The following is a 22,619-nucleotide window of genomic DNA, read 5'->3' on the forward strand; positions in this document are numbered from 1 at the left end:
TAGGCAATAAAAAACCCACTTCACAATGAGTGGGTTTTAGAATTTGGCTCTTCCACCTGGGCTCGAACCAGGGACCTGCGGATTAACAGTCCGTCGCTCTACCGACTGAGCTATGGAAGAATAGATGGCTCTCCAACCTGGGCTCGAACCAGGGACCTGCGGATTAACAGTCCGTCGCTCTACCGACTGAGCTATTGGAGAATCTGATGCGCATTTTAGGGATGAATTTTAAAGTGGTCAAGCAGATTTGATGAAATGACTATTTGAATGTTTTTTTATTGTTCAATTCTAGAAATTTTTTCTTAAATAGCGGTTATTTTTGAAGTTTTTTATATCATCTAGGTTGCTGATTTGCTTTATCGTCAAATTTTGTAGATTTAAATTTTTAAGCGTAGTTATGCGTTTCTCTTGATCTACAGGAATTATAATTTGGAATAATAAATATATTTCTAAAATTTGATGGTTTGCGAAGGTATCTAAATGAAATTTAGAAAAAGACATAACAGGTTTAATAGTGTTTTGGAGTAGATTAAAAAGATTTTGATTGTGTTTGAATACAATCCTTAATAAATATTCATTACCGACAGGTAATAGTTTGTAGTGACTTTTTGTGTTGTTAATGGATATGCTTTCTATTTGATCATAGTTAAACTGAATTTTCATTATATAAAGTTGAATTATACAATGACTTTCGAAAAATCTAATTTGTGGCAGTCCATTTTTGATGATAAGTGAAATTAAGACGAATTCCATAATTGATAATCCAGTCAATATTAGTGCTGAATTAAAGCTATATTTAATAGATTCTTGAACATAAGAGTAACTCACATACTGGATTATAGTGATAAAGATAAACATTACTAATATTTTGGTATATTTTGCTTTTAAGATTAGTAATGGTTCTTGATTCATTCTTTTGTATAGTATTGATTGTTGTGGCAGTATGATATTTAAAGCATAAAAAATCACCCTAAAAGGGTGATTTTTTTGACTTTTGAATAAGTTTTAAAACTTATTTTTCAACGCCAGCAGCTTGACCTGCATATTTAGCGTTTGCATAGTCCCAGTTCACTAGGCTTTCTAAGAAAGTAGAGATGTATTTAGGACGAGCGTTACGGAAATCGATGTAGTAAGCGTGTTCCCAAACGTCGATAGTCAACACAGCAACTTTACCGTGAGCAAGTGGAGTGTCAGCATTTGAAGTTTTAAGGATAGAAAGGTTGCCGTTTACTTCGTCAGCAACTAACCAAGCCCAACCTGAACCGAACTGAGTTGCAGCAGCATTTGCAAATTCTTCAGCGAATTTTTCGTAAGAACCGAAAGCTTCGTCGATTTTAGCTGCTAAAGCGCCAGTAGCTTTACCGCCACCGTTTTTAGCCATACAGTTCCAGTAGAATGTGTGGTTCCATACTTGAGCTGCATTGTTGAAGATACCAGCTTTAGAAGCATCGCCTTTAACAGCAGTGATGATTTCTTCTAAAGTTTTGCCAGCAAGGTCAGTACCTTCAATTGCTTTGTTTAGGTTAACCACATAAGTATTGTGGTGTTTGTCGTGATGGTATTCTAAAGTTTCTTTGCTGATATGAGGAGCAAGATCTTCGTAACCGTAAGGTAACGCTGGTAAAGTAATCGTTGTCATGTTTTCAATTCCTTGCATTTTGCTGGGTTTTGACATTAAGTGCCGTTATTGTAATAGATTCTTGCAGTAAAATGCGCATTGCTTATAAATAACAATACAGAATAAAGCCTGAAAATATACGTATAAGGACTGAGCCAAAGACCAGGACGATTTAAATTAAATCGGGTTGTTTAATTCGAAATAACTATACTCAATATTGAACTGTTCTGAAATAGCTTTTGCGAGTCGTTGTACACCATAACGCTCGGTTGCATGATGTCCACATGCATAATAATGCATGTTTAATTCTTCAGCCTCATAAAAAGTGCGTTCACTCACTTCACCTGAAATGTACGCATCACAATCTAATGCAGCCGCCTTGCCAATAAAGTCCTGTGCGCCGCCCGTACAAAAACCAATTTTTTGAATAGAGGGTTTATCTGCCGGCAGGTGAATGGCATCAAATCCTAATTTTTCAGAAACGAACTCTTTAAACGCTGTTGGAGTCATTGCTTGTTTTAAATAACCAACATTACCAATAGGATTGCGCTCAGTAGGATCTAAGGCTTCAATATTCTCTAATTCGAGCAAATCAGCTATCGCTGCATTATTACCTAAAGTAGGGTGACTATCTAAAGGTAAGTGATAACCTACGAGTGAAATATCTTTTTTGATCAGGCTTTTGATGCGTTTGCCGCGCATACCAGTGATTGGGTAAGCTTCACCTTTCCAAAAATAACCATGATGTACCAATAACAAATCAGCATTTGCTGCGATTGCGGCTTCAATCGCAGTTTGTGATGCGGTAACTGCACATAAAATTTTATGCACTTCTGCTGAGCCTTCAATTTGCAAGCCATTGGGAGCATAGTCCTTAAATTCATGTGCTTTGAGTGTGCTGTCACACCACTGAATAATTTCACTTAACTGAGCCATATACTGTCCAAAATCTCAAAGAGATGAATCAAAATTTACGATTGTTTAAATTGTAACTAAAGAATCACAAATCTCTGTATTTATTTTTAATTTTGTTGAAAAGATTACATTACAATACGATATAAATTATTTAGCCATCAATGAATTATAAAATTTAGAGGATATAGACGTGCGTCGGACCTTTACATGGTTACCTTGGGTATTATTAATACTTGTGATCATCGGTTTCTTTACATGGCAACAGGTTCAAAAACCTAAAGCACCCATTGCCCCAGATGGGGTTAAAATGCCTGCAGAAAAGGTTGAGCCCCTCATTGATACGTCGCGTACAGGCGGTGTAGTTTCGTATAGTGCTGCGGTAAAAGTTGCTGCTCCAGCGGTTGTCAATATTTTCACTACGCAAAAAGTGAAACAATTGGATCATCCTTTATTAAATGATCCGGTTTACCGTGAGTTTTTTGGTAATCAACTTCCAGATCAAACCAATCAAAACGAAAATAGTTTAGGTTCAGGTGTGATTGTTCGGCCAGATGGCTATATTTTGACGAATAACCACGTGATCGCACAGGCCGATCAGATCGTTGTGGCTTTACATGATGGTCGTCGTGCTGAAGCGAAAGTTGTGGGTACAGACCCAGATACAGACCTAGCTGTGATTAAGATTGAAATGAGTCAATTACCGGTTTTGCCATTTAAGCTAAGTGGCAATGAAGTCGGTGATGTCGTCCTCGCGATTGGTAACCCTTTTGGCGTGGGTCAGACGGTTACGCAAGGGATTATCTCAGCTACAGGTCGTTCAGATTTGGGAATCAACACTTACGAAGACTTTATTCAAACAGATGCGGCGATCAACCCCGGCAACTCTGGTGGTGCTTTAATTGATGTTGCAGGGAACTTAATTGGTGTAAATACCGCGATCTTCTCGCAGTCAGGTGGCTCTTTGGGGATTGGTTTTGCCATTCCTGCAAAAGTGTGCCAACAAGTGCTGAACGCTATTTTAAAAGATGGGCGAGTGGTACGTGGTTGGTTAGGTATTAGTTTACTTCCAATTAAACAAGAAAATATTTTAGATCCACGGGTGAATGGCGTGATTGTCGCAGATGTCATTCGCAATGGACCTGCAGCACAAGCAGGTTTAAAACGTGGTGATAAAATCATGAAAGTGAATAATGAGCTAATTACCTCGACTTCGCATTTAATCAACTACGTTGCACAGCAAGCGCCATTGAGCACTATGCAAATTGAGATTGAGCGAGATGGTAAGGCGATGACATTGCCGGTACAAGTAGGAGAGCGTAAACCGCAAACTCAAAACAGTGACTCGCAATATATTCCATTACCACGTTAGTATAGAAAATCCCTCTTCATGAGGGATTTTTTTTGAATTCTTTTTTGCACAACGCTTTGACGTGCATCGTTTGGGCCAAACAATGTGCTTTGTAATTGAAATATCAATTACAAAAATGCATTGCACGCTTTGCTGAATTTGGCTTAATTTATAAGCAATAATAATCAGATAAGCGTATAAGAATATGAGCTTTTTACCCGCAGAACATGCCAAAGTTTTATCCAGTCAAGCCAATTTAGATATCGCCTTATATAAGGCACGTTTGGCTTTGCTGATTGAAGAAAATGCCAAACAGGGGAATACCGCCGTATTTACGGTTTTACCCAAGCACTTAGCTTTAGAAGAGATTCGAAGTCTATCTGCTGAGCTTACAGAATTGGGATATCAAGTTCGATTTGAAGTGAATGAATTTTTTTATAATTTTAATGTCTACTGGATTTGATTCGGGATTCACGACATTTAAGGTCCTAAGTTAAAAAACAAGATGAAAACCTTTAGAAAACCACGATAAGCGTAGTTTTCTAAAGCCGTTTTATAACGCAGTAACTTATTCAGATTTTTGATAGTCATTAATGACTTCAAGTGCCGCACGAAAGGCTTCTTGAGTCGCCGGTGCGCCACAATATGGCAAACTATGAAGTAACACTTCCTGAATTTCTTCTACAGTCGCCCCATTATTTAAAGCACCTCGGACATGACCCTTGAGTTCTGTTGGACTTTTTTGTGCAGTTAAAAATGCAATGGTAATCAGTGAGCGATATTTACGGGGTAAAACGCCTTCACGCTGCCAAGTTGAACCCCATGCATGCTCATTAATCCAATCTTGCAAAGGTTGAGTAAATGGCACGGTATTGTCTTGCGCACGTTTGACGAAACTCTCACCCATAACTTCAGTACGAACTTTTAAGCCATTTTCATAATCTTGTTTTGACATGCAGCAAACCCTCTGTGATGTAATTTTGCAGTACAGCCTATACCTTTGACTCTGCGATACCATTGGCTGATGGTCGTATAAAAAAGCCATCCCATTGTTTAACAGTGGAATGGCTTTTATTTTGAGTAAAATTAAGTTTAAAAGCGATGCAGAAGCTGATTAATAACGCAGAAATGCTTCTGGTTCATCATCGGTGTGTTGTTGCTTTTTCATTCCTGGTGTAACGGTTAAATGTGGATTGGATAACTCAAGTTCGTGGATGAGCTGCATGTCAAATACATCTGTGAGCATGCTGTCATAGCGTTGAATGTTGTAAGTGCTGAGCTGTTCAGCTTCAGAGGCTGTAATGACTTTTTGTGCAATCGCATCTTCTATATGTGCTTCAAAAGTTAAACCTTTGAATTGGCCTTTAGATTCAGCTTTTTTAAATTGGTTCCACAGCGGTTCAATTTTCAACAATTGTAAAAAGGCATTTTCCATACGACCAGAAACTTCATCTGCTGCAGTGCTGTAATACACGTGCTTTTTCAGTTCTTGGCGGAAAGTATTGTCTAGCATCATTTGAGTGGCAACTTCACGTTTTAAACGGTCTGTCGGTTTAGCAACAACTCGTCCAAACGGAAAGCAGATGATTTTTACTACGCTTGCTGCTAGTCGCATTGGGAAGTTATCAAATAAGCCATGGAAAGCTTCTTCAACATTGTACAAAGCTTTATCTAATGCAAGTTGCGCATGTAATTGTTCAGCTTCACTTCTTTGACCTTGTTCATAATATTTAAGAATAGCTGTCGCGATAAATAAATAAGAGTGAATGTCTGCAAGTCGTCCAGAGAGCATTTCTTTACGTTTAATATCGCCGGCTAATAGGCCAAGACACATATCTGCAGTCAGCGCGAAATCGGCACTAAAGCGGTTAATTTTTTTATAGTAGGGGCGACTAAATTCATCTGCTGAAGCAGGTGAGTCTGATGGGCCACCAGTGAACGCATAAGCAAAGGCACGTGCAGTTCGGTTAAAAGTATAGCCCAAGTGCTTAAAGAGCATTTCGTTGAATGTATTGAGTGCAGTGTCCTTATCTTTGGCTTGAATTAATTGTAGCTCTTCAAATAAATATGGATGGCACCGCATTGAGCCTTGTCCAAAAATCATTAGAGAGCGACTTAGAATATTGGCGCCTTCGACGGTAATTGACACAGGAATGGCTTGATAATTCAAAGCTAAAAAATTACGAGGTCCCATTTGCACGGCACGTCCACCGACGATGTCCATGCCATGATTCACCACTTTCCGCATGGTTTCAGTGGCATAGTATTTGGCCATTGCAGTCATTACAGCAGGTTTGCCGCCTTGGTTTAAACCACAAGTCACCAAATAGCGGAATGCTTCAAGCATATAAGCATCTGATGCGATATCACTCGAAGCTTCTTGTACACCTTCAAAATTACCCACGGAAATTTTAAACTGCTGACGAACTTTGGCAAATGCACCGACATTTAGATATGCCATTTCACCGGCTGCCGTTGACAATGCAGGGAGTGAAATACCACGACCAACCGCTAAGCATTCCATCAGCATACGCCAGCCTTTGCCTGCATTTTCAATCCCACCAATGATCCAGTCTAAGGGAATAAAGACATCTTTACCTTCAACTGTCCCATTCATAAATGGTGAGCCTGGATTATGACGAGGGCCTGTAATGACACCGTCATGACTCGCCGGTAGCAGCGCGCAGGTGATACCATATTCCGTTTTATTTTTATCTCCCAATAAGCCATCTGGATCGTATAACTTAAATGCAAGACCAATGACGGTGGCAATTGGTGCAAGAGTAATCCAGCGTTTGGAGAAGTTCATATTTAAGCCGAGCACTTGTTGTCCCTCAAAGGTGCCATAACAGACGACACCTGTATCTGGAATAGCGCCTGCATCCGAACCGGCTTCAGGACTGGTAAGTCCAAAACATGGAATTTCTTCACCTTTTGCAAGGCCAGGGAGGTATCGGTCTTTTTGTGCTTCGGTACCATAGTGTAGAAGTAATTCGCCCGGTCCAAGCGAGTTGGGCACCATACAACTGACTGCAGCAGTCAGTGATCGGGATGCAATCTTGCTCATGACACGGCTTTGTGCAAATGAGCTAAATTCACGGCCCCCGTAAGATTTTGGAATCACCAATCCTAAGAAACCATTATCCTTAATGAATTGCCAAGCTTCTGGTGGGAGGTCTTTATGTTTATGGTGAATATCCCACTCGTTGAGCATGGCACAAAGTTGTTCGACTTCATTATCAATGAAGGATTGTTCTTCAGCACTGAGCTGAGGGTAGGGATAAGCCTCAAATTTTTTCCAATCAGGCGCGCCCATAAATAGCTCTTTTTCCCACCAACTTGTTCCTGCATCTAACGCTTCACGTTCCGTAATACTCATACTCGGCATCGCATTTGCTAAGGTTTTATAGGCAGGTTTGGTGAGCAGATTGAGCCGCAGTGGGTCAATCAACATAACTAAACTTAAAGCAATAAGCGGGATGCCAAGTATTAATGACCATGGGGTTAAAAAGGCGAGTGCAATTGAAACAAATATCAGTGTTATTGCGCCTACAGCTCGTGAAAGTTCAAAGAAAAAAACGGCCCAAAAAGCAAAAATAAAGAGTACGGCACTGAGTATAAATAGCATTTGTTATGGCTCCAGTGACAAGGGCCAGAGCGTTATGCGTTTAAAACAGCCTACATGCGTTTAAAAATGATCTCATCTTTTGTCTTTCTGATTTTAAAGTGCATGAGACTGTCAAAATGGCATCACTCGGCTGGTGAGTATGATTGGACAATTGCGCGAATATCATGAAAGCGCAAATAAAGTGTTATCAATAGATTGATTAATAAATAATCACAACACAATCCCTATCGGGCAAAAAAATGTCACATTACGTAAACTTGGATGATTCGATATATTGGATAACGTTTAAGGAACGCACTATTTTCGAAAGATCTTATATTGGTAAACGAATTGGGCTGAGTGTGAAAGTCACAAAAAAGCCCTCAATCAATGAGGGCTTTTAATTTGCGATGTTTTAAATCTTTGCGTGATTAAGCTTCAATCGTTTGAACTGCAATTTTCTTTGCAGGATCAGTTTTACGACGTACCGCAGGTACTGGCTCACCATAGTATTGACGGTCAGCAAAGTAGCTTGAACGGACCATTGGTGCAGCCCAAATGTTTTTGAAACCAAGCTTTTGACCATGTGCTGTGTAACGATCAAACTCTTCAGGTGTAACGAAACGATCGATCGGTGCATGTTCTTTAGAGGGCTGTAAGTACTGACCAATGGTGACATAGTCAACATCGTGTGCTTTTAAGTCGTCTAATAACGCGATCACTTCTTCTTCAGTTTCACCAATACCGACCATCAAACCACATTTGGTTGGAACATCTGGGCAGTATTCTTTAAACATTTTTAATAAGTTTAGAGAGTGTTGGTAGTCAGAGCCCGGACGCATTGCTTTATACAAACGTGGCACGGTTTCAATGTTGTGGTTAAACACATCAGGTGGACACTCCGTCATAATACGAAGGGCAACATCCATACGACCACGGAAGTCAGGAACTAGAATTTCCAAAAGTGTTTTTGGACTCAAGTCACGAGCTTCTTTAATACAGTCAACAAAGTGCTGTGCGCCGCCATCAACTAGGTCATCACGGTCGACCGACGTAATTACGGCATATTTCAAACCAAGATTGGCAATGGTTTCTGCCATGTGACGTGGTTCATCTGGGTCAAGAGCATTGGGACGACCATGTGCAACGTCGCAGAATGGGCAACGACGAGTACAGATATCGCCCATAATCATAAAGGTTGCAGTACCGCCACCGAAACATTCAGGTAAGTTCGGGCAAGCCGCTTCTTCACACACGGTATGTAATTTTTGTGCGCGCAAAGTTGTTTTAATACGTTGAACTTCATCAGGGGCAGCCATTTTGACCCGAATCCAGTCAGGCTTACGAGGCGTTTCAACCGTTGGCACAACCTTCACAGGTATGCGAGCGACTTTTTCTGCGCCACGAAGTTTTACACCCTGTACAGGTTTACGGTTCTCAGACATATTCAACTTTTCCACTGTTTTTGACGAGGAGATATTCAAAAAAATTAGCTCGATCATTATAGCGGACTTGAGCTTAAATAGGGGGAAAACGATATTCATATAATAAATGTGGTTATCACATAATATATGTGAGCTAAATATCCAAAAAAGTTAGGATATACGTCATAATACAGCCTAGATTAAAGAATATTTGTAAAGGAGCGTTGAATGCCACGTAAGAAAGAGGTCGTTAGTGGAACTTTCGTGAAATACGATGCGGTAGTTCTGGGTTCTGGCCCTGCGGGTGAAGGCGCTGCAATGAAACTTGCTAAATCAGGTAAGCGAGTTGCAATTGTAGATATGCGTGAACAGCTTGGTGGTAACTGTACCCATGTAGGAACAATTCCAAGTAAAGCATTGCGTCAGACCGTTTCAAGCATTTTACGTTACCAACGTGACCCTATGTTCCAAAAAGTCGGTGAATGGAAACAGTTCACGATGAAACAGGTGTTACGTAATGCGCATAAAGTGATTCAACAACAAGTTGAAACTCATTCACGTTTTTATGACCGTAATAAAATTGATATTTTCCACGGCCGTGCGTATATCCAAGATCAAAACACTGTTTTGATTTTTAGCAATGAAGGTATGACGGAAACTTTAGTATTCCAGCAATTAGTGATTGCTACAGGTTCACGTCCTTACCGTCCAGCTGCTTTAGACTTTAATCATCCTCGCGTATTTGATTCAGATAAAATTTTAGATCTGGATTATTCAATCCAAAAAATCATCATTTATGGTGCAGGTGTGATTGGTTGTGAATACGCGTCTATCTTTATTGGTCTAGACCACAAAGTCGATTTGATCAATACACAGCACAAATTACTCAGCTATTTAGACGATGAAATTTCAGATGCATTGTCATATCGTTTACGTGAGCAGGGTGTACTGATTCGCCACAACGAGCAGATTGATCATCTTGAAACACATGATGATCACGTGGTTCTTCACTTGCAAAGTGGTAAGAAAATTAAAGCGGATGCGATTTTGTGGTGTAACGGCCGTTCTGGTAATACCGATGGTTTAGGCCTAGAAAATGTAGGTATCAAACCAAACAGCCGTGGTCAATTAACTGTGAATGATCAATATCAAACTGAAGTAGAGAATATCTTTGCTGCGGGTGATGTAATCGGTTGGCCTTCACTTGCATCTGCTGCATATGACCAAGGTCGCTGTGCTGGTTCTAACATGAGCGGTGAAGAAGGAATTGCACCTGTAACGGATATTCCTACAGGTATTTATACAATTCCTGAAATTTCTTCGATTGGTAAAACTGAACAACAGTTAACGGAAGAAAAAATTCCGTATGAAGTGGGTCAGGCATCTTTCCGTCATTTGGCACGTGCGCAAATTACAGGTGACACCGTGGGCGAGCTTAAAATCTTGTTCCATCGTGATACTTTAGAAATTTTAGGTGTTCATTGCTTCGGTAATAATGCTGCGGAAATTATTCACATTGGTCAGGCTGTGATGAACAGCCCGAACAATACGATTAAATATTTCGTAGAAACCACATTTAACTATCCGACAATGGCGGAAGCGTACCGTGTTGCAACATTGAACGGTATGAACCGCTTATTCTAAGGTTAAAGTGAACTTAGAATGTGCAATGAAAGACCCGTAAGTTTCGGCTTGCGGGTTTTTTATGGGTAGAATAAAGTGCATACAAAATATACAGTCAATCAACTCATAATCATCAGCATTTTCAACTCATTTTAGGTAACCCATGACGATCCGTTCAGTGACTATTCAAGGTTTTCGATCTATTCATCATATGAGTCTGACCTTGTCGCGTCTGAATATTGTCAGTGGTCCGAATGGTTGTGGTAAATCCAATCTATATAAAGCTGTACGTCTCCTGCATGAAGCTGCAAATGGCCAATTATCCCAAGCTATTGCAAATGAGGGCGGGATTCAAAAAATCATGTGGGCAGGTGGTCAGCGTGCGGGTGATCGATCGAAAGACCCTAAGCGCATGAAGCTTGCAGTGGAGATGGAGCATTATGAATATCAACTTGAAATAGGTTTTCCTGAACCGCTCATCACCTTGTTTGCACTCGATCCTTTGGTCAAAGTAGAAGGAATTTGGTTAAGCGGTTATCAACGTCGAAAAATGAGCGAGTTGTTAGAGAGAACCAACCAAGCGGCATTTCTTAAAAATGTTGATGAAGAACGGATTGCTTATCCGATGTCTTTAACACCTGAAGAGTCGGTGTTTGGACAATTGTCCGATCCACATTTATACCCCGAAGTTTCACAAGTGCGTGAGACCATGAAAAACTGGCGCTTTTATCATGAGTTTTCAGTCAGTGGAAATTCACCGATCCGTGTCCCACAGGTGGGCATTCGTTCGCCAGTTTTAGCGCATGATGGTACAAATTTAGCCGCAGCTTTTGAAACCTTGCGTGAGCGGGGCAACAGTGAAACCTTGTTTGAAGTACTAGAAAAAGCCTTTCCGCAGACCCAATTTTATGTGCAGGAAATGGGAGGGCGCTTTCAAATGATGATGCAAAAGCAAGGGATCTTAAGACCTTTAGAAAGTGCAGAATTTTCAGACGGGACTTTACGGTTTCTGTGTTTAGCCGTGGCTTTGTTGAGTCCTAGGCCCCCAAATTTTATGGCACTGAATGAGCCAGAAAATAGCTTGCATCCCGATTTATTACCTGCCTTGGCGATGCTGATTGCCGAAGCAAGTCGCTATACGCAGCTTTGGTTGACCACACATTCCAATGAACTGGTTGAAATGATCAAACAGTATAGTGATGTGCAGCATTATCAACTAGATCAAGTCGAGGGGAAGACCGTGGTCAAGGGCGCAAGCTTAATCGATGAGGATTAGATTATTCCTTTAGCTAAAGTTTTTTGCTTAAGTTTAAAAAGGCAGAAAAGTTAAAAAAGCATAATAGCCGATAAAACTGCTTATTAAGCTAAACCAGACTGGCAGCTTGCTGCGAAGTAAAGCAATAACGACGGCAACAAATATAAAGTCCGTCCATTGAATGATGTATTTTTGGCTCATTTGAAATAGTAGACACAGTAATAAACCGACGACAGCTGCATTGATTATTTTTAAGGTGCCAAAAAGCATCGGGTATTTCATCAACTTATTCCAAAACGGTAATAAGCCAAACAATAATAAAAATGATGGTAAAAATATCGCCACAGTCGCGAGTACAGCATTTAAGAGTAGCACATCAGTCATGGGTAAAAGTGTGCCGAGATAGGCGGCGAAACTAAACAAAGGCCCTGGCATGAGTTGTGCAAGTGCATAGCCTAAGTCAAAATTTTCATTACTGATCAGACCTGTAGAGACAAAGTCCTGATGTAAAAATGGCAAAATAATATGTCCACCACCAAAGACGATGGATGCTGTGCGGTAAAAGCTTTCTAAGCTGAATGCCAGTACATTGCTATGTTGTATATCGAAGAATGGCAGAACGAAAAAGGGGCAGATAAAGGCGAGAAGCCATAGCCATGAAGTATGTGTATTGCCACCTGTATTCAGGCTTAAATTGTTATGTATAGGTGGAACTGGTTCTGCGATATTTGGCTTTTTGATGTGCAAGTTATTTGACGATAAAACTAAACCGATAACTGCAGCAGCTAAAATCACTAAAACTTGATTCAGAGAAAACTGAAAGAAATAGATAAAAAATGCAGCCAATAGCATGATCAAATACTGCAGTTTTGTTTTACAAAAGCTTCGCATCATTTGCCAAAACGCCCATGCAACCACAGCAAGGACAATCAACTGAATAACATGAAAGAACTGTGTTGAGAGTTGATTGCTGAGTTTTATACTTAAAGTGGCCGCAGCACACATCAGCAGGGCTGAAGGTAAAGTAAAGCCTAACCATGCAAAACAAGCACCTTGATAGCGGTTGAGTTGAAATCCAATCGCCATGCCGAGCTGGCTACTTGTTGGGCCTGGAAGGACTTGAGCCAAGGCAAGCAAATGCGCATATTCATGCTCTGTTATCCATTTTTCTTGTTTCACAAAATATTGAAAAAACAACACCAAATGTGCCGCAGGTCCACCGAATGCAATACACCCTAATCTTAAAAAGGTGAGAAAGATGACAAGGTTTCGTTGTGGTTTGGACTGGCTCATGCGTTACCAATATTTAAAATCAAAAGTAAGGTTATGAATTTCTAAAGGATAAAATTATGAAAGTTAAAAGATCTTAAAGGCTGATTATTGCAGGAGTATGTAAATCCTGCTTCAAAAATATTTTGAAGTGCTTAGCAGGGAAAAAGATAATTGGACGAAGTGACATAGTGCTGTCCCACATGCACATGGCGTCGGTTTCCGCCGCTGATTAGCATCAGCACATACACATAAAAAATTGTCTAAAAATGACTTCTCCAAAATCAGACACCTTATCAGAAATTTTGAGCGCTTTATTGAAGTGGTTGATGAGTGGCATTGCATCGTTACTTTCAATCATGGCATTTGCAGATGATCAGCTACCGGCTACACAAGCATTAGCAAGTTATACAGATCAAAACAGTTGGCAGGGCATTCAGCACTATCTACCCAAAGAATACCATTTAACAGAAACGCAGCGACCCAAAGAAGAGTGGTGGAGTTGGCAGGGTCATACTGTTCACTTAGATACTTATCGGAATCCACAGGCAAAAGTGAAGGTGATTCTGTTTCATGGTGTGGGAACAAATGGTCGACAAATGTCGATGATTTTGGGTCATCCTTTGGCACAACGTGGCTATGAAACGATCGCTATAGATATGCCCGGTTATGGCCTCACCCAAGTCAAAAAGGGCTCAAAAATTCGTTATGATGATTGGGTTCAAGCAGGTAATGACCTCATTGAAGCCGAGCTACAAAAAGATCATCGTCCTATCGTTTTGTATGGGCTCAGTGCTGGTGGTATGTTGACCTATCACGTGGCGGCAAAAAATAAAAAGGTGAAAGGTATCGTCGGTATGACCTTTCTAGACACTTCAAATAAAACTGTGCGTGATCAAGTCTCTTTGAATAAATTTATGAGCCGCGTGGGCAGCCCACTGGCTCATGTGACAGCACATACACCATTTTCAGCATTGCCAATGCCGATGCGGTGGGTAAGTAAAATGCATCGCTTGGTGAATAATGACGCAGCATTGCAGGTCTTTTTAAAAGATAAAACGTCAGCTGGGAATAGTGTATCGGTTAAATTTCTAGATTCGTATTTATATTATAAAAATGACACGCCACCGGAGCAGTTTAATGTCTGCCCAATTTTACTGACGCAGCCTGAACAAGACCGCTGGACGCCTTTGGCTTTAAGTCAGCCATTTTTAGCACGGATTCACCAAGTTCCAGTCGATGTCGTGCTGTTGAAAAATGCAGGACATTATCCTTTGGAACAGCCGGGACTTGAGCAAATGGTCAATGCAATAGATGCGTTTTATCAAAAAGTCACGCAATAATCTGTTGAAAGCGTGATGCGTAATTCATACCAACATAGATATAAAAAAACCGCCAGAAGGCGGTTTTTTTATTGGGACTTTATCGTGGAAATATTTAAGCAAAATGACCATGTTGAAAATCATAAAATGCCTGACGTATTTCATCTTCAGTATTCATGACGAATGGTCCATGTGCCGCAATCGGTTCATTTAAAGCTTCGCCACTTAAAATAAGCAGTTTGGTTGCTTCAAAAGATTTAAGTTTCAAGGACGATACTTGGTCACTGACATATAAAGTCTGTTTCGCATCAAAGCGTTGACCTTCAATTTCGATCGCCCCACTTAATACAAAAATCATGTTATTCCACTGTGGGTTGAATGAAAATTCCTGTTCAGCATTTGCATTCAAGCGCACATCCAACACATTCATCGGGCTAAAAGTTTCAGCTGCGCCCAATGTGTCTTCAAATTGGCCAGCAATGACGCGTACCACGCCAGCATTTTGTGCAAGTTTAACTTCAGCAATATTAGTTGTAGTCAGTTCTTGATAGCGAGGTTCAGTCATTTTCGCATGACGAGGTAAATTGACCCAAAGTTGTACCATGTCTAAATTTCCGCCTGTTTTGGCAAAATCTTTAGAATGATGTTCTTCATGCATAATGCCTCGACCCGCAGTCATCCATTGCACTTCGTCTTTGGCAATACTGCCGTGATTTCCTTTAGAGTCAAAATGCTCCAATTCACCTTCATAAACAATGGTCACTGTTTCAAAGCCACGGTGTGGATGTGACCCAACACCACGTTGATGATGACTTGGAGAGAAATGATATTGGCCGGTATAGCCCATAACGAGGAATGGACTGGTTTGATTGCCCATTTCTTGCATAGGGAGCATAGAGTTTGTTGGGAAGCCATCGCCCACCCAAGTCCTACGATCACTATGATAAACACGTTTGATTGAATTCATAATTCAGCCCTCAATATATTGCTTCTGAGATCTATTATTGAGGTATAGTGAGGGAATGACAGGGCGAAAAACTCAACAGATTATTCTAAAAATGAAATAATGATGCAAAATTTAAATGACTATTACTACTTCGTGCAAGTGGTAAAATACCAAGGTTATACCAAAGCCAGTGAAGCATTGGGTATTACAAAATCTAAGCTATCACGCCGTATTACAGAGTTAGAGACCCGTTTGGGTGTACGTCTGATTCAGCGTAATACGCGAAAATTTACTGTGACTGAAATAGGACAACAGTTCTATTTACACTGCTTAAAAATTTTAGAGGAAGTCAGCGAAACGGAAAACTTTGTGCTCAGTACGTTGAACGATCAACTCTGTGGCCAAATTAAAATCTCTTGTCCTGTGGCTTTGGTGGAAATGCCTGTTGCAAAAATGGTCACCGATTTTATGCAGCAATATCCAGACATCAGTGTGCATCTGATGGCGACCAATCATCGGGTTGATGTAATTGAGGAAGGTGTAGATTTAGCCATTCGTGTGCGCAATATGCCTTTAATGGATAGTGATTTGATCGTTCGAGATTTAGATGCTTGGGATCATGTTTTGGTGGCATCGCCACAACTTTTCTTTGAGCGTGAAATGCCACAGCAATTGGCTGAGATTCAAAATTTTCCGTGTATTGGATTTGACCGGCCTAAACATTTTTGGGATTTCCGACATCGTGAAAAAAGTGAAACCCAACAAATTGAATTTCATCCACGCTTAAGAACCGACAGTTTTAGTGCGATGATTTCTGCTGCTATTTCTGGCGTGGGAATCGCTTCTTTGCCCAAAGTGTTTGTACGTGATGCTTTAAAAAGTGGTGAGTTAATTGAACTGTTTCCTGAATGGCAATTGCCGCAAGGGGTCATCCATGTTGCCTACGCGACACGACAAGGCATGCTGCCGGGTGTGCGTGCGATGTTAGATCATTTGATTTCAGGTTTTAAGGCCTTAGATATAGATCATCCGTAATTTGAGCAGTGTTCTTATTGTTTTAAAATTTTAATTATTTGGAGTTATTGCTCAAACACGGATTTTACAGGGTTATTTATTTTTTATTGTTGGCATGAAGTTCAACATTAGTATGGTCGTCCTCCTGCTAGGCTAATTCGCTTTAATAAGCGACGTTGGTCTGAAGGGAAAGGGCGGCGTGAGTGTAAAGTGGCTTGGTTATCCCAAAATACAATGTCACCTTCTTCCCATTGATGTTCATATCGAAACTCAGGTTTCAATAAATGTTCACGTAAAGATGCAATCAATTCACTGCCTGACTGATCATCGTAGTGAACCAATTCCACTTCAGAACGTTCATTCAACCACAGCCCTTTACGGCCACTTTCTGGATGGGTACGTACAAGCGGATGTGGATAAGCATGTCCAACAATCGGTTGGTCTTTGAAACGGTAAAGTGGTGTAGCGCCATAGCCCGTTGTGCCTTTATTATTTTTGGCACGGACAAATGGGTTGTAGGTAATGAGTTGAAGTTGGTCTAAATGTTTTTGTGTCGCTTCATCTAAAGCTTCATAGGCTTTAATGGTGTTATACCATGAGGTTTGTCCACCGTCTTGTGGCAGTTCAATGGCATAGAGTAATGAACCAAATGATGGCAGTGGAGTCCACTGATGGTCTGCATGCGCAGCCAATTCACCATGTCCAGTATAGTCTCCTTTACCGACTGCATTTGACACAGGTACGACGTCTGGTGGTGTACCGGTATCATCTTGTGACGCTAGCACAGGAATATCCGCACCGGGACGGAAGATTGAACCGAAGTAACTTGCAAACGCGAGATATTGCAAATCATCTAGACTTTGATGTTTAAAAATTAAAATCAAGTGTTCTGCCAGCGCTTGTTTTAAACGGTAGATGGTTTCCCCAGACTGCGCTTTACGCGCATCTAAACCATAAACCACAGCCCCCAAAGCTTGGTCATGTTGCGCTTCAATACGAATTTCATTGCCATCTTGAAATTGTTCTGCTTGATGCCAACGTGGAGCATCATGGATGGCTTGTGAAAGTTGAGTTAATGCGGTCATTTCATAAGTTCTCAAATTGTTCTTTATTGAGACTTAATCTATGAAAGAAAGCGCAGGATGGAAAATTAAAAAATAAGCTAAGTTTATGAAAAAACGTATGATTAATACTAATATGCTGAAAATGCAGCTTTTATTGAATCGTGTAGAAAATAGCTAAAAAACTGCTGTTGTAGTGTTGATAAAACAGCAGTTTGAATTGGAATTAAGGCTTCAATACGTCTTTAATGTGCACAAAACGCTTGGTTAAAGTATTCAAATAATTCAGGCGTTTGGCTCCATAAGCCGATGGACAATGCCAACAAGGCCAGAATACTGATGCCAATACTGAGTCGGAACCACAGTGTTGAATTAGTCATGAATGACACTTTCCTCATTAACCATGAAATGAACCAATACCCCAAAAATACTCAGGACAATCGAAAAAATCCAAATGGCATTATAGTTACCGGTTATGTCGTGGTTCACACCACCCAACCAGCCACCAAAAAATGAACCGACTTGGTGAGTAAAGAACACGATACCGCTGAGCATACTAAGATATTTAACGCCAAACATATTGGCCACAATACCGTTGGTGAGTGGTACGGTAGAAAGCCATAATAGACCCATAATGACGCCAAATGCATAGATTGTCCATGTGCTTAAAGGCAGCAAAAGAAAAGCAATAATGGCAATGCCACGTAAACCATACAGTCCCATCAACAGCTTTGGTTTGGAATATTTGCCACCAAGCCAACCTGCTGTGTAGGTGCCGACAATATTAAACAGTCCAACGAGCGCTAGGAAAATCGTGCCTGTAGTGGCATTAAAGCCATGATCAATTAAATAACCCGGCAGATGGATACCAATAAACACCACTTGGAAGCCACAGACAAAGAAACCAAGTGCTAGAAACCAAAAGGGTTTATGCTCCCAAGCCAATTGCAAAATTTGTTTAAATGTCAGAGAGGCTTCATGAGTAGGCGCTGCATTTGGTGCAACATACATTGGTGCTTTTAGCATCCAAGCTAAAGGAATAATAAGCGCAATTAAAATGGCGCTGACCACCAAAGCCGAAGACCAACCCAATTTTTGCAGTAGCAGTAATGTAGAGGGCAGCATAATGAACTGACCAAAAGAACCTGCGGCACTGGCAATACCCATGGCTAAACTACGTTTGTCTGGATGCGCTGCACGTCCTACGGCCGAGAGTAATACTGGAAAGGAGGTGGCTGAGAGGGCTAAACCTAGGATTAAACCTGCGCTTAAATTAAGCAGTAAACCGGTGGAGCTGACGGCCATGAGTAATAGTCCGAGGGCATATAATGCACCACCGACGGCGACCACGATCTTACTGCCATATTTATCTGCAAAAGCCCCTGTAATTGGCTGCACAGCCCCCCAAATTAAGTTTTGCATGGCAATGGCAAGGCTAAATACGTTATGTCCCCAACCAAATTCATCACTCATCGGTACGAGATAGAGGCCAAAAGCATGACGCACCCCTAAAGACAATGCCAAAATAATAGCACTGCCAATGAGCATGTAAATAAGAGGCTTTGAGAAACGAGTATCAGACATACAGCAGTCTACATTTTTTAAATTTAACCCAATGGTATTCGAATAAACGCAGAGTTGCGATTAAATTTAATTCACCAAACAATAAATTTTTTTTATAGGTAACTATGGATGAATAAAGGAAATTGACACAGCAGAAATTCAAAAGTGTCTGAATGAGATTGAAAAGATATTTCAGAATAAAAGACCATATGTAGCCTAATAAAAAAGACGGCTGTAGCCGTCTTTTTTTATTTAGGTTATTAATTAGAAACGCATACCGATACCTGCATATGCAAGAATTGGATTTACTTCAATATCGGCTTTAGATTTAATCAGTTCGCCGTGTGTCGCATCTGTAACGGTAATGGTTGTTTCATTTTGTAGGTGTGCATAGCTGACAGAACCTACAGCAAACCATTTGTCGTTGAAGTCATAGGTGAAGCCCACCGTCGCAACTGGAGCAAATACATCAGTTGCCTCTAAATCAACTTTTGGATTTGCCTTACTTGGTTTTCCTTCCAAAGAGGCGCCTGCATTACCTTCTTTAATGTTGGCAATCATGTGACCTGCGGCAATCAAATCTTTCTCAATTTGTGGATTCATTTCCAATTCATTGAAGTAGGCATACATCACGCCTAGACCCACATAGGGACGGAATTTATTGACGCCAGTTTTACCAAAGTGATATTGGATTTCAGCAGCCGGAGTCCATGCACGTGCAGAAGCTGCTGCACCATGTGCGCCTAAGTCGGTAATGAAAATATCATTTTCAAGTTCAAGATTTCCCAGTGCACCGCCTAGTGGTTTCGCAATGGCTGAAAATGGTGCGTAAATTTTTCCTGATCCTTGTAAATCAACTTTTGGCGGAATACCCGCTTTCATTTCTAGTGATACATTGTCAGTGAAGAAATAGTTGGTCATGATCCCAAGCGTGGTGACGTCGTCTGCTTCAAGACCTGTCCCTGGATTGTCCCATTGTTCAAGTCCTGAAATGGTGGCTTTACCACTCATTGAAGCAGGAACTGTGTCCAAAAGGTTTAGGGCACCTGCTAGCAGCGGAGGGACTTTGTATCCTTCTCGAATATTGTCTTTTACTGTTTGTGTTTTAACATCACCAACTTCTGCCTCATAGCCTTCATTGATGGCAGTATTTACACGAAATGGCTGCGCTTTACCTTGTGGCATAACATGTAAAGCACCAACAGAGACAGAAAAACGTTTGAAGCCATCGCCATCTTTTAAACTAAAATATGGTGAGTCTGCATGACTGATGATTGGTAGGGCAGCCATAGAAGCAGCAATGCACAATACACTTTTTTTCATTTGAAAGGACTCCATGTCCGTAAATTGATAATAATTTTTCTAAGTGCTCATTATTCAAAATTAGTGCGTAAAAAATGTTATAGAAAACAAGAATAAACGTAATAGTCCTGTAACATTTTTGATGATTTGTATTATTTGAGGGCTTTAAGTAGGTATTTGTGTAAAAAAATCTAACTTTTTTGAAATTTAGAAATGGTTCTATCTATTTGTAAATATTCAATATTTATTGACATAAGTGACAGTGTATTGGTTGAATTGGGTCAATAAAATAGTTTAAAACGACCATATTCAAAGCAGTTTTTTGCTTTGTTTTCCTCTACAGATATAAGTCATAGGTCATCGTTGAGTCGTTATATGTTAATCGTGGTTAATCTCTTAAAGCCTTTTACACCAAAACCATTTTTTTTGTACAATAGCGCCAGATTCAATTGAGTTATTCGTATGAGTACGCAAAACCCTCCCAAGAAAAAGGCTTTAGTCAATTTGCCTTTTCCGATTAAAAAAGCTGAAGATAATGCTTCGGATGAAATCTTTGAAGATATGCGTCCAAAACCGCAGCGTTATGCTGACCGTACTTGGATGCCACCACGCGGTACACGTCGTTCGATGGGTAAGCGTTAAGAGATTTAAATAAAAAAGCCATGGTAAAAACCATGGCTTTTTTATTGCAAATTATTGATGTTAATTGCGTATTTCAGACTGAATTCTTCGGTCTTTATTGAGATAATACTTTTTCTTCTGACGATACATGTCAAGATCAGCACGTTTAAGCATATCTTCCATTCGCTCATTCAAAGTATTGGTGGCAGAACCAATTGATATACTCATCGGTTGATTTGAATAAAACTGGTTATCGACCAATAACAACTCATTCAAACTTTGTAAGCAGTTTTGCAATGCTGCATCATCAGCGCCCGGTAAAAGTATGACAAATTCATCACCGCCAATGCGCGAAGCAGAATAGGGCGTATGCTGAATAAGTTGGTTTAAAATGTTGCCCAGACGTCTGAGGATACTGTCACCAGCATCGTGCCCAATACTGTCATTGAGTTCTTTTAGTCCATTCAAATCAATAAAAATACAAGAAACAGGACGTAATTGATTGCGTTCAAGACGCTTGAGTTCTGCTATATAAAATGAACGATTATAGAGTCTGGTCAGTACGTCGTGCTTACCTAAATATTCAAGATAATTTTCAGCCTTTTTACGTGCGGTAATATCAGTCAGCGCAACCTGCACGGTGCTCCAGTCGTCGAGATAATCAGGAAATACAGTAAATTGTAGTAAGACGTGGCGAATACTGCCATCAAGTGCATAATTTATAGCTTCACGTTGATGATGTAGATTACCATTCCAAAGTTCAATCAGTTGTTCTTTAAATGTTTGAAGCATCTCTTTGGCAAATACTTTATGTACATTTTTGAGCAATATTTCTTTGTTCGGAGCGCCAAACAAATCAAGGGTGGCCTGATTAACATCAACGATCAGTATTTCCTTAATACACTCTTGTACAAAATCGGGGTGAACATCCAAAAATGTCACAAAATCTTCTATACCTAAAGCGCGAAGTTGATCTAATTTTATTTTAATCCGGCTGAAATCTTCTACCCAAAGTGAGGTTGGCGAATAATGGAAACGCGCTTCTGCTAAATGACGACTTTGTTCTTGTAAACGGCAAGCTTCGGTATAAGACGTGATATCTTCAGTTGTAATTAAAACAGCTGATAAATCCTGCTCATGATTTGGTAGGACGATGCCTTTGAGTTGAATGTCTAAACGTTGCCCACTGAGCGTATAGTTCACGGCAGAATGGGAAAAATGTGTTTCACCATTCCATAATGCAACCAATTCTCTAATATGTGTTTGACACATCTCCGCCTGAAAAACTAAATCAAGGTTTTGACATAAATGTTCAAAGTCACGTGCTTGATAAAGTTCCAACGTTTTTGCGTTGACCTGTAAGAGTTTTATTTTTCTCGCACATTGCAGAATACGTGATTCATCTTGTTGAAGAAAAGTGGAGAGATCCTGCACACCTTGCTGACGCCAGAGATCAAATTGTTTTTTGACTTCACTGTAATCTTCAAGCCACATGGCAATGGGGGATAGCTCAAAAAAAGGAGAATCTAGCATGTCTATTTTATGTGCTCGTCATTCTTCATGATAATTACAGCATGTAGTATAAGATGAAAAAAAATGATATTAAAATAGATTTCTTTCATAAGTCATTTTTCACTCAGCTCCAAGTTATAAATTCCAGCAATTAGATTGAATCTTAATGCTAGTCTTTTGCCTCGATTGCGATATCGCTCAGCAAGAATTTTGAAGGTT

19 protein-coding genes, 2 tRNA genes and 1 pseudogene are annotated in these 22,619 nt (G+C 40.3%); 7 read left to right on the plus strand and 15 right to left on the minus strand.

The window, feature by feature from the left end:
- Window positions 1-44 precede the first annotated feature (44 nt).
- From FTU06_RS11375 to FTU06_RS11390, 4 genes are all read right to left on the minus strand, one after another.
- Window positions 45-120 (minus strand) — tRNA-Asn (locus FTU06_RS11375).
- A gap of 5 nt (window positions 121-125) precedes the next feature.
- Window positions 126-201: transfer RNA gene (locus tag FTU06_RS11380), tRNA-Asn, on the minus strand.
- An 811-nt stretch (window positions 202-1,012) separates the two neighbouring features.
- Entirely contained in the window at window positions 1,013-1,639 is a 627-nt protein-coding gene (locus FTU06_RS11385; protein WP_078192384.1) for a superoxide dismutase, read from the minus strand.
- Between the two features lie 156 nt (window positions 1,640-1,795).
- Window positions 1,796-2,554, minus strand: coding sequence for a Nif3-like dinuclear metal center hexameric protein (locus FTU06_RS11390; protein ID WP_180146730.1), 759 nt, complete (start codon window positions 2,552-2,554; stop codon window positions 1,796-1,798).
- A gap of 169 nt (window positions 2,555-2,723) precedes the next feature.
- Here FTU06_RS11390 and FTU06_RS11395 point away from each other — a divergent pair, with 169 nt between their 5' ends.
- Window positions 2,724-3,902: a S1C family serine protease gene (locus FTU06_RS11395; protein ID WP_180010436.1), complete on the plus strand. Its 1,179-nt coding sequence runs from the start codon at window positions 2,724-2,726 to the stop codon at window positions 3,900-3,902.
- A gap of 184 nt (window positions 3,903-4,086) precedes the next feature.
- Window positions 4,087-4,344, plus strand: a complete 258-nt coding sequence (locus FTU06_RS11400) for a hypothetical protein (protein WP_078190243.1) — start codon at window positions 4,087-4,089, stop codon at window positions 4,342-4,344.
- A 105-nt stretch (window positions 4,345-4,449) separates the two neighbouring features.
- On the opposite strand, the gene FTU06_RS11405 is transcribed toward FTU06_RS11400, so the two are convergent.
- The 3 genes from FTU06_RS11405 to lipA all read right to left on the minus strand — a co-directional run bounded on the left by FTU06_RS11405 (window position 4,450) and on the right by lipA (window position 8,933).
- The gene (locus FTU06_RS11405) at window positions 4,450-4,836 is read right to left on the minus strand and encodes a carboxymuconolactone decarboxylase family protein (protein ID WP_180010435.1); all 387 of its coding nucleotides are present in this window, start codon (window positions 4,834-4,836) and stop codon (window positions 4,450-4,452) included.
- A 159-nt stretch (window positions 4,837-4,995) separates the two neighbouring features.
- Window positions 4,996-7,509 (minus strand): acyl-CoA dehydrogenase, encoded by a 2,514-nt coding sequence (locus FTU06_RS11410; protein ID WP_180146733.1) that lies wholly within the window; start codon window positions 7,507-7,509, stop codon window positions 4,996-4,998.
- Window positions 7,510-7,919: 410 nt separating this feature from the next.
- Window positions 7,920-8,933: a lipoyl synthase gene (gene lipA / locus FTU06_RS11415; RefSeq protein ID WP_180004941.1), complete on the minus strand. Its 1,014-nt coding sequence runs from the start codon at window positions 8,931-8,933 to the stop codon at window positions 7,920-7,922.
- Between the two features lie 207 nt (window positions 8,934-9,140).
- On the opposite strand from lipA, the gene sthA reads away from it, so the two are divergent.
- Together sthA and FTU06_RS11425 are read left to right on the plus strand one after the other, a co-directional pair.
- The gene (gene sthA, locus FTU06_RS11420) at window positions 9,141-10,556 is read left to right on the plus strand and encodes a Si-specific NAD(P)(+) transhydrogenase (RefSeq protein ID WP_078190237.1); all 1,416 of its coding nucleotides are present in this window, start codon (window positions 9,141-9,143) and stop codon (window positions 10,554-10,556) included.
- 142 nt (window positions 10,557-10,698) lie between these two features.
- Complete coding sequence (locus FTU06_RS11425) at window positions 10,699-11,811, plus strand: AAA family ATPase (RefSeq protein WP_180146735.1); 1,113 nt, start codon at window positions 10,699-10,701, stop codon at window positions 11,809-11,811.
- A 33-nt stretch (window positions 11,812-11,844) separates the two neighbouring features.
- On the opposite strand, the gene chrA is transcribed toward FTU06_RS11425, so the two are convergent.
- Window positions 11,845-13,083, minus strand: coding sequence for a chromate efflux transporter (chrA, locus tag FTU06_RS11430; RefSeq protein ID WP_180146738.1), 1,239 nt, complete (start codon window positions 13,081-13,083; stop codon window positions 11,845-11,847).
- 335 nt (window positions 13,084-13,418) lie between these two features.
- Between chrA and FTU06_RS11435 the strand changes: the two genes are divergently transcribed.
- A complete protein-coding gene (locus FTU06_RS11435; RefSeq protein ID WP_257224872.1) occupies window positions 13,419-14,402 on the plus strand; it encodes an alpha/beta hydrolase in 984 nt (327 codons plus the stop codon).
- A gap of 94 nt (window positions 14,403-14,496) precedes the next feature.
- Here the strand turns inward: FTU06_RS11435 and FTU06_RS11440 are convergent, their stop codons facing one another.
- Window positions 14,497-15,348, minus strand: coding sequence for a pirin family protein (locus FTU06_RS11440; protein WP_180118366.1), 852 nt, complete (start codon window positions 15,346-15,348; stop codon window positions 14,497-14,499).
- 102 nt (window positions 15,349-15,450) lie between these two features.
- On the opposite strand from FTU06_RS11440, the gene FTU06_RS11445 reads away from it, so the two are divergent.
- Window positions 15,451-16,362: a LysR substrate-binding domain-containing protein gene (locus FTU06_RS11445; protein ID WP_180059925.1), complete on the plus strand. Its 912-nt coding sequence runs from the start codon at window positions 15,451-15,453 to the stop codon at window positions 16,360-16,362.
- 107 nt (window positions 16,363-16,469) lie between these two features.
- Here FTU06_RS11445 and FTU06_RS11450 read toward each other — a convergent pair whose 3' ends face one another.
- From FTU06_RS11450 to FTU06_RS11460, 4 genes are all read right to left on the minus strand, one after another.
- Window positions 16,470-17,426, minus strand: coding sequence for a TauD/TfdA family dioxygenase (locus FTU06_RS11450; RefSeq protein WP_078190229.1), 957 nt, complete (start codon window positions 17,424-17,426; stop codon window positions 16,470-16,472).
- A 221-nt stretch (window positions 17,427-17,647) separates the two neighbouring features.
- Window positions 17,648-17,782, minus strand: coding sequence for a hypothetical protein (locus FTU06_RS16905; protein ID WP_257220694.1), 135 nt, complete (start codon window positions 17,780-17,782; stop codon window positions 17,648-17,650).
- Window positions 17,775-18,986, minus strand: coding sequence for an MFS transporter (locus tag FTU06_RS11455; RefSeq protein ID WP_180146741.1), 1,212 nt, complete (start codon window positions 18,984-18,986; stop codon window positions 17,775-17,777). The genes FTU06_RS16905 and FTU06_RS11455 overlap by 8 nt, the downstream gene beginning before the upstream one ends.
- 243 nt (window positions 18,987-19,229) lie before the next feature.
- The gene (locus tag FTU06_RS11460) at window positions 19,230-20,288 is read right to left on the minus strand and encodes an OmpW family protein (RefSeq protein ID WP_180146743.1); all 1,059 of its coding nucleotides are present in this window, start codon (window positions 20,286-20,288) and stop codon (window positions 19,230-19,232) included.
- Window positions 20,289-20,729: 441 nt separating this feature from the next.
- On the opposite strand from FTU06_RS11460, the gene FTU06_RS11465 reads away from it, so the two are divergent.
- Window positions 20,730-20,909, plus strand: coding sequence for a hypothetical protein (locus tag FTU06_RS11465; protein WP_078190224.1), 180 nt, complete (start codon window positions 20,730-20,732; stop codon window positions 20,907-20,909).
- Window positions 20,910-20,969: 60 nt separating this feature from the next.
- On the opposite strand, the gene FTU06_RS11470 is transcribed toward FTU06_RS11465, so the two are convergent.
- Together FTU06_RS11470 and FTU06_RS11475 are read right to left on the minus strand one after the other, a co-directional pair.
- Entirely contained in the window at window positions 20,970-22,427 is a 1,458-nt protein-coding gene (locus FTU06_RS11470) for a sensor domain-containing diguanylate cyclase (RefSeq protein ID WP_180146755.1), read from the minus strand.
- Between the two features lie 86 nt (window positions 22,428-22,513).
- Window positions 22,514-22,619: pseudogene (locus tag FTU06_RS11475) on the minus strand (IS5/IS1182 family transposase); the annotation flags it as partial.

The sequence above is a fragment of the Acinetobacter sp. YH12052 genome (assembly GCF_013419835.1).
Lineage (GTDB): Bacteria > Pseudomonadota > Gammaproteobacteria > Pseudomonadales > Moraxellaceae > Acinetobacter > Acinetobacter amyesii.

What these genes read in the sequence shown, in the direction of transcription:
- FTU06_RS11385 (WP_078192384.1), bottom strand. Translation starts at nt 1,639, where the DNA reads ATGACAACGATTACTTTACCAGCGTTACCTTACGGTTACGAAGATCTT.
- FTU06_RS11390 (WP_180146730.1), bottom strand. Translation starts at nt 2,554, where the DNA reads ATGGCTCAGTTAAGTGAAATTATTCAGTGGTGTGACAGCACACTCAAA.
- FTU06_RS11400 (WP_078190243.1), top strand. Translation starts at nt 4,087, where the DNA reads ATGAGCTTTTTACCCGCAGAACATGCCAAAGTTTTATCCAGTCAAGCC.
- FTU06_RS11405 (WP_180010435.1), bottom strand. Translation starts at nt 4,836, where the DNA reads ATGTCAAAACAAGATTATGAAAATGGCTTAAAAGTTCGTACTGAAGTT.
- FTU06_RS11410 (WP_180146733.1), bottom strand. Translation starts at nt 7,509, where the DNA reads ATGCTATTTATACTCAGTGCCGTACTCTTTATTTTTGCTTTTTGGGCC.
- lipA (WP_180004941.1), bottom strand. Translation starts at nt 8,933, where the DNA reads ATGTCTGAGAACCGTAAACCTGTACAGGGTGTAAAACTTCGTGGCGCA.
- sthA (WP_078190237.1), top strand. Translation starts at nt 9,141, where the DNA reads ATGCCACGTAAGAAAGAGGTCGTTAGTGGAACTTTCGTGAAATACGAT.
- FTU06_RS11425 (WP_180146735.1), top strand. Translation starts at nt 10,699, where the DNA reads ATGACGATCCGTTCAGTGACTATTCAAGGTTTTCGATCTATTCATCAT.
- chrA (WP_180146738.1), bottom strand. Translation starts at nt 13,083, where the DNA reads ATGAGCCAGTCCAAACCACAACGAAACCTTGTCATCTTTCTCACCTTT.
- FTU06_RS11435 (WP_257224872.1), top strand. Translation starts at nt 13,419, where the DNA reads ATGGCATTTGCAGATGATCAGCTACCGGCTACACAAGCATTAGCAAGT.
- FTU06_RS11440 (WP_180118366.1), bottom strand. Translation starts at nt 15,348, where the DNA reads ATGAATTCAATCAAACGTGTTTATCATAGTGATCGTAGGACTTGGGTG.
- FTU06_RS11445 (WP_180059925.1), top strand. Translation starts at nt 15,451, where the DNA reads ATGCAAAATTTAAATGACTATTACTACTTCGTGCAAGTGGTAAAATAC.
- FTU06_RS11450 (WP_078190229.1), bottom strand. Translation starts at nt 17,426, where the DNA reads ATGACCGCATTAACTCAACTTTCACAAGCCATCCATGATGCTCCACGT.
- FTU06_RS16905 (WP_257220694.1), bottom strand. Translation starts at nt 17,782, where the DNA reads ATGACTAATTCAACACTGTGGTTCCGACTCAGTATTGGCATCAGTATT.
- FTU06_RS11455 (WP_180146741.1), bottom strand. Translation starts at nt 18,986, where the DNA reads ATGTCTGATACTCGTTTCTCAAAGCCTCTTATTTACATGCTCATTGGC.
- FTU06_RS11460 (WP_180146743.1), bottom strand. Translation starts at nt 20,288, where the DNA reads ATGAAAAAAAGTGTATTGTGCATTGCTGCTTCTATGGCTGCCCTACCA.
- FTU06_RS11465 (WP_078190224.1), top strand. Translation starts at nt 20,730, where the DNA reads ATGAGTACGCAAAACCCTCCCAAGAAAAAGGCTTTAGTCAATTTGCCT.